Annotated in this window: 6 protein-coding genes; 3 read left to right on the top strand and 3 right to left on the bottom strand. The window is 46.2% G+C overall.

Features of this window, described 5'->3' with window-relative positions:
* Nucleotides 1-400 precede the first annotated feature (400 nt).
* The 3 genes from FIS9605_RS0135815 to FIS9605_RS0135805 all read right to left on the bottom strand — a co-directional run bounded on the left by FIS9605_RS0135815 (nucleotide 401) and on the right by FIS9605_RS0135805 (nucleotide 4,084).
* Entirely contained in the window at nucleotides 401-1,153 is a 753-nt protein-coding gene (locus FIS9605_RS0135815) for an alpha/beta fold hydrolase (protein ID WP_026736763.1), read from the bottom strand.
* Between the two features lie 190 nt (nucleotides 1,154-1,343).
* Nucleotides 1,344-2,768: an FAD-binding oxidoreductase gene (locus FIS9605_RS0135810; RefSeq protein WP_026736762.1), complete on the bottom strand. Its 1,425-nt coding sequence runs from the start codon at nucleotides 2,766-2,768 to the stop codon at nucleotides 1,344-1,346.
* Between the two features lie 20 nt (nucleotides 2,769-2,788).
* Nucleotides 2,789-4,084, bottom strand: coding sequence for a hypothetical protein (locus FIS9605_RS0135805; RefSeq protein ID WP_026736761.1), 1,296 nt, complete (start codon nucleotides 4,082-4,084; stop codon nucleotides 2,789-2,791).
* 226 nt (nucleotides 4,085-4,310) lie between these two features.
* Here FIS9605_RS0135805 and FIS9605_RS0135800 point away from each other — a divergent pair, with 226 nt between their 5' ends.
* From FIS9605_RS0135800 to FIS9605_RS0135790, 3 genes are all read left to right on the top strand, one after another.
* On the top strand, nucleotides 4,311-4,496 hold the full coding sequence (locus FIS9605_RS0135800) for a hypothetical protein (RefSeq protein WP_155960678.1): 186 nt from the start codon (nucleotides 4,311-4,313) through the stop codon (nucleotides 4,494-4,496).
* Between the two features lie 105 nt (nucleotides 4,497-4,601).
* Entirely contained in the window at nucleotides 4,602-4,826 is a 225-nt protein-coding gene (locus tag FIS9605_RS0135795; RefSeq protein ID WP_026736759.1) for a hypothetical protein, read from the top strand.
* 204 nt (nucleotides 4,827-5,030) lie between these two features.
* Nucleotides 5,031-6,413 (top strand): aminopeptidase P family protein, encoded by a 1,383-nt coding sequence (locus FIS9605_RS0135790; protein WP_026736758.1) that lies wholly within the window; start codon nucleotides 5,031-5,033, stop codon nucleotides 6,411-6,413.
* Nucleotides 6,414-6,420: the final 7 nt, after the last annotated feature.

Below are 6,420 nucleotides of genomic sequence, written 5' to 3'. Positions count from 1 at the left end.
TTAATATCGCTATTTACGTTATAGACTTAGATTACTATTGTTCTTGTACATAAAAACAACGTAGTGATAAAACTTAATATCAGCTACGCTGTTGTTGTTGTTGTTATTTAAAATTTAATAAGATATAATCCCTCCTTAAAAGGTAGGGGTTCTCAACCTCCCGTGTTACTTGGATAGTAATTAGTCAATATTAAGCTCGACTTTATCCAAAATTAGGAATTTGGTTTTCTTTATCCGGCAAAAACCCAAGTAATAAGAGCAAAAACTTTCTCCATGTCAGACCAATCCGTTTGATTAGCAATCGGATCTGCCTCTCCCAAGTTGGGAGAGGGGTGTCCGATTTGTTGTTTAGATAACGATAGGGTGTAGCGGGAGAGGATGTCAATAAGAAAACAAAGCTCTAACTCTGACTCACCGCTTGTAAAAATTTCGTGATGTGGGGAAGCACCAAATCGCTTTTCGCCATCGCCGCAAAATGATCGCATTCAGGTAAGGAAACGAATGTCACGTTAGGCATATGTTTGGCACACTCCTGAATCTCGGCATACCTGAAGTCTGCATCACCGGAAAACAGCAAACACGGCATTGTCATGGTTGGCAAAACATCTTCAATGGAGGGTCTATCCTGGGCAAGCGCTATCAAAGCCTGTAAATCGTTAGATATCAACCGCGTCTTACCCGCAGGGGTCAGCCACTGTCCGAACATAGCCTCAGCAAAACTGACTAAACCCTCCATCCCCTTGCTCATTGGCTCTCGGAAAGGCTGCATACTTTCTTCATAGGGATGAGCACCACCGATAATTAGGCTGTGCAAGCGTTCTGGAGCATATTTAGCCATACCAAACCCTATCCATCCGCCCATTGAGTAACCAAAAAAGTGGGCTTGACGAATATTCAGATCGTCTAAAACCGCAGTTACATCTGTAACTCTTAAGGGCAAGGCATAAGCTGCGGGGTCGTGAGGCTTATCGCTGGCGCCGTGTCCACGTGCATCAAGCAAGATGAGTTGATAGTCGCGGCTGAGGGCTTTAGTGTAGCTCTTTTCTTGCCAATCCTCCCAGCTTTGAGTTATCCCGTGATGGAGGACTAGTGGTGGGCCGTCTCCTTGCACTTGGTAGTGAATACGGATTCCTTGGTTATTGGCATAGGGCATAATCATCACCTCCTCTGTTCCTCAGTCAAATTCGTGAAGATATTGACTTGATACTCAGCAGAACTAATCAGCCCTTTGTATCTTTCAAGCGATACAGGAAGATACGCAGCAAACTTGTATATAATATTTTGCTATTTTGCGCGATATACGTATCTGTTCCAAAAGTGCAAAAATTACTTTTGCAAGGGGTCTAAGGTGTGACTGGCTTGATGTTTTGATTGACGCGGAACAGGTTGGTTGGATCGTATTTATTCTTGATCGCAACCAGACGCTCGTAATTGTCGCGATAGGTGGCCTGGACGCGCTCTTGACCCTCCTCCATCATGAAATTCACGTACGCACCGCCACAGGTATAGGGATGCAATGCGTTCCAATATTCCTTTGCCCAGGTCGTAATCTTTTCAGCGTTTGCCGGATCTGGATCGATGCCAGCCATGACCATTGACCACTTCGCCTCACGGAAGCTGAAAGCCGTATCTTTATTGCCAACTCGGTTGGCTGCGCCGTCAATCGGATACAGATGCATGGTTGACAGCAAGCTTGGCAGTTGCGAACCATATTTTACGTGTAGTGCGATCGCCTCGTCACTCAACTGCTTCACAAAATCGCCCTTCCAGTACCACTGCAACCCTGCCGGGTATAGGGAATCGAACATACTCTGCAAAGCAGGATAGGGCATTGGGCCAATGTGTTCAAAAGCTGGAGTAGCAAAATCGCGGATCGGTCGGAACGCTTCCTCTACTTTCTCCAATGCTCCGGTGTAGCACCAAATAACACCGCACATTGTTTTAGTATGCAGGTGCTCCGGGAATGGCGGTCCGGGTGGCACTTTCAGGAAGGCAAAGAAACCATACATGTCTTCCTGCACATTAATGCTGAACTCCCTATACCACCGCATTACTTCGGTTGCTCGATCCAAATGCCACAGCGTCGGCCCGGCATAAACTGTGCTAACGGGGTGTGCCTTGAACAGAAAAGAAGTGACGATGCCGAAGTTACCGCCACCGCCACGAATCGCCCAAATCAGATCCTCGTTCTCGTTTGCATTGGCAGTAACGAAACGACCGTCTGCCAGCACTACATCTGCTTCAAGCAAATTGTCAATAGTTAAGCCATACTTGCGAGTCAGATAGCCGTGTCCGCCACCCAAGGTCAGTCCAGCAACACCGGTAGTAGAGTTAATTCCACTAGGTATAGCCAGACCAAATGCATGGGTTGCATGATCCACATCCCCCAAGGTGCAGCCGCCTTCGACTCGCACTGTACGCGCTACAGGGTCAACGCGAATGCCCTTCATGCGGGAGAGGTCGATGACCAAGCCGTCATCGCAAATCCCCAGACCTGCACCATTATGACCGCCGCCTCGAACTGCAAGGAGTAGGTTGTTTTCACGGGCAAAATTCACAGCATTGATGACATCCGCCACGTCGGTACAACGGGCAATCAGGCGGGGGTGTCGGTCAATCATCCCATTGTAGACTTTGCGGGCGTTGTCATAGCCTGCATCACCGGAACTGAGCAATTCACCGCGCAGGCTGGCCTTAAATGCTTCCACTGCTGCTTGCTCAAGAACGCTTTCTTCACCTGTAATGGTCGTAACATGCTGGTTAACCATAATTTTCCTCCTTAGCTACTCTACATCTCGTCAGTTGAATGCCAATTCGCCATGTGTTGAGCGTGAGTCTTTAGATAAGCTCCTGGTTGGAAGTGATGGTCGTAGAACTCTAAATCTAAGTGATGAGCCTGGAGATAAGTCAGAATAAACACACTGGGCACTGTGCCCGGGAATTTACCGAAACGGTCGTATATGTACTGTGCCATCAGAGCAACACACTCCTTAAACTCTTCACTATGAACCTCTGCACTTGTGCGTACCTTAGCAGTTTCTTTCCAAGGCCCGGGGGTGTCGGGGTGGAATGGTCCACCTGGCCCGAACTTCCGCTTGGCAAAGGCTTCCACAGCTGCACGCATGTCGGGATAGTGGGGCGGGCAAAAAGCCTCGAATACTCCAGGTAAACCAGTCGGGTTGGGGAGTGCCCAACGTTCGTCGGTGTCGTAGCGGAAACCTAAACCCGGTACATCTGGATCGCCACTTGCACCCAATACAACGTGGCGATCCATACCATCGAACATCCAACCACCCAGCCCCATTGCTTGCAGCATCAGCATACCTGCATAGCAACAAGTCGAAAGCTCAGCAGTGCATTCCGTCAAGGAATACTGATCGATGAAGGTCATGGGGAAGGGTTCGTCTAAATTCACCAAGTGTTTAAATTTTTCCAGTCCTGGAATCTGCTCTCGATTCACATCGTCATAAATGCAATAGCCGTTCTGCACCAAGAAGCAGAGGTTAGCAATCATATGCTGAGCAATGTCGCCTACGGGAATAATCAGCAGACTTCCTGGACGATTAACACACCAAGTGTTGTGTCCTTCCATGTAGGGTTCAGCAGGTGGAATGTGCAAGCGAGTGTCAGTCAGCTTGCGAATTCGTTGGCGATGGGCTTCCAAGAGAGCATCTAGATTGATGTCTTCGTCTGCTTGTCGCTCTACCAAAGCGCGTGCATCGCGGGTCGCAAAGAAATAGACGCCATCGTCATTGGTAAAAAATATTTCACTGGTATGGAAACCTGCGGCTGAAGGAAAGGTACGCCCTCCAGCCGCAGCAGAGTAGTTCGACAGGTGCGGGGCGTATCTAGCATGGCGTGTAATCATGTAGTGCCATCCAGTATTACCCGCTGCTGCGGTCAGAACCATCATTTGCTCTAGTTCTGAAAGCGGTAAAGGCTGATGGCGAGATGTAAACGCCAGTGGCCCATCCGGAATCGCAGCACCAAGAGAGAAGCGACGAGCACGTCTGCCAAATAACGCCTCTACTAGCGGGAATTCTAAAGCAGTCTTTAAACCGGGTAGATATGTTTTTGTATTCATATCTATACTTGCCTTCTAAATTTTGTTAAATTCAGGAATCAATAGAGAACTATCACAAAGTCAAAGACCAGCTTTTTAAAAGCTTTGCTGGTGGAATTTTTGGGTTGTGTTAATAGCGTTGATGGACAATACTGCTACTAACTATGAATCGACATAGCTGACTCTGTTTTTAATTGCTTGGCTTAATTCTTCATCTATCCTTGGGTAGATTTTAGTTGAAACCGGCATGATGTTTGCAATTGGCGATCGCTCACTTATTAACTTATTAAGTGGGGTATTGCTAAATGCAGTCAAAAGGAAAATCTCCAGACAAAAAATGCATGGTCAAACACATGACAAATACCTGGAAGTAGAGCCACCCAATCAAAGCTTTGTATACTTATCGGAGGCACTGGAGATATTTACGCAATAAAGACGAATATTTACATTTCTTTAAATTATTCTGGAAATATACAGTTCAGATTTCCACTCACATTACCTTATAAATAAGCAATTTTATCTTCAAAAGGTAGGGTCAATGTTCCGCAAAAACGAAAGCTTAAAGAAAAAAAACATTGGGGGCATTCTTACTGCGGCTAGCTTAGTAATATTTTCAGGGGGATTAGTCAGTTGCAACTTTGGCTTCGGAAACCCAGCAGAAGAACGCCAAGAACAACAAGAGCAATCTGACGATGATGAAAACGAAGGTAGCTACAGGGATCAGCGGGAAGACAGTGAAGATGAGGACGACGATAAAGATTAACTGAAAGCTAAAGTCACATCTGAATCTGAATTAAAACGGTTGAGAAAAATCATGTTTGGTTATTAGTGATTGGTAATAGGTAATTGGTAACTGGTAGTTTTATTCCTCATTACCCATTACCTATTACTCATTACCGACCGAGAGTTAATTCACATTAGGCATAAGTTTGAAATAAGAAGTATAATTGTTCATTCTTTACCAATCATGCAAATACAAAGCATTTCTAATACTCTCATCGATACCCTACGCCAGCGACGGCAACGGCTAGCCCAATTGATAGATTTTCCTGCAATTCTTTGGTCAGGAAATAGTTGTCCGCGCAACTTTCCGGCGAATCTCTTTCCCTACCGTGCTAGCAGTCATTTCTTATACTTTGCCGGACTACCTTTACCAAATGCAGCAATTCGCTTAGAAGCAGGCAAGCTGGAATTATTCATGGATGATCCCGCACCTAGTAGCGCTCTCTGGCATGGCGAAATGCCAAAGCGTGAAGAAATTGCCGCGCAAATTGGAGCAGACGCTGCTTACCCAAGGGCAAAATTAGAGTCACAACTAGAAGGAGTAGCAACAATTGCCGTCCAAGATCCAGCCACTTGGACGCAACAGTCACAACTATTGAATAGATGGGTATTACCGCAAAATCAGCCTCAAGGAATCGATTTAGAATTAGCCAAAGCAATTGTCGAGTTGCGCCTCACCCACGATGAAGGAGCATTAGCCGAATTGCGAAAAGCTGCTGCTGTTACTGTCGAGGTACACAAAGCTGGTATGGTAGCAACACCCAATGCCAAGATAGAGGCAGAAGTACGTGCGGCAATGGAAAAAGTCATCATTGCCCACAATATGACCACTTCCTACAACAGCATTGTTACCGTTCACGGCGAAGTTCTGCATAACGAGCAGTATCACCACTCTCTGCAACCAGGCGACTTACTGCTTGCCGATGTCGGCGCAGAAACAGAGATGGGTTGGGCGGCGGATGTTACTCGCACTTGGCCTGTTAATGGTAAGTTTTCATCTACCCAGCGGGATATTTATGATGTAGTGCTGGCTGCTCATGATGCTTGCATTGCTAAGATACATCCTGGTGTTGAGTATCGGGATATTCATCTATTGGCGTGTACAGTTATGGCTGAGGGCTTGGTGGATTTAGGCATTTTGCGAGGAAACGCTGAAGATTTGGTAGAAAGGGATGTCCATTCGCTGTTTTTCCCTCATGGCATTGGTCATCTGCTAGGCTTGGATGTGCATGATATGGAAGATTTGGGAGACTTAGCCGGATATGAACAGGGACGCAAAAGGAGCGATCGCTTTGGCTTGAGCTATTTACGTTTAAATCGTCCCTTGCGGACAGGAATGTTAGTAACAATTGAGCCTGGTTTTTACCAAGTACCAGCAATTTTAAATGATGTGAAATTGCGTTCAAGATATCAGTACACAGTCAATTGGGAGCGCCTATCTCAGTTTGGCGATGTACGTGGTATTCGTATTGAAGATGATGTTTTAGTAACAGAAGAAGGTAGCGAAGTTTTAACAGCAGCCTTACCCACTGATGCTAGTGCTGTAGAGGAATTGGTTAATGGTTAACTACTAT

The sequence above is a fragment of the Fischerella sp. PCC 9605 genome (assembly GCF_000517105.1).
Taxonomy (GTDB): domain Bacteria; phylum Cyanobacteriota; class Cyanobacteriia; order Cyanobacteriales; family Nostocaceae; genus PCC9605.
This window is presented reverse-complemented; position numbering and strand designations above follow the sequence as displayed.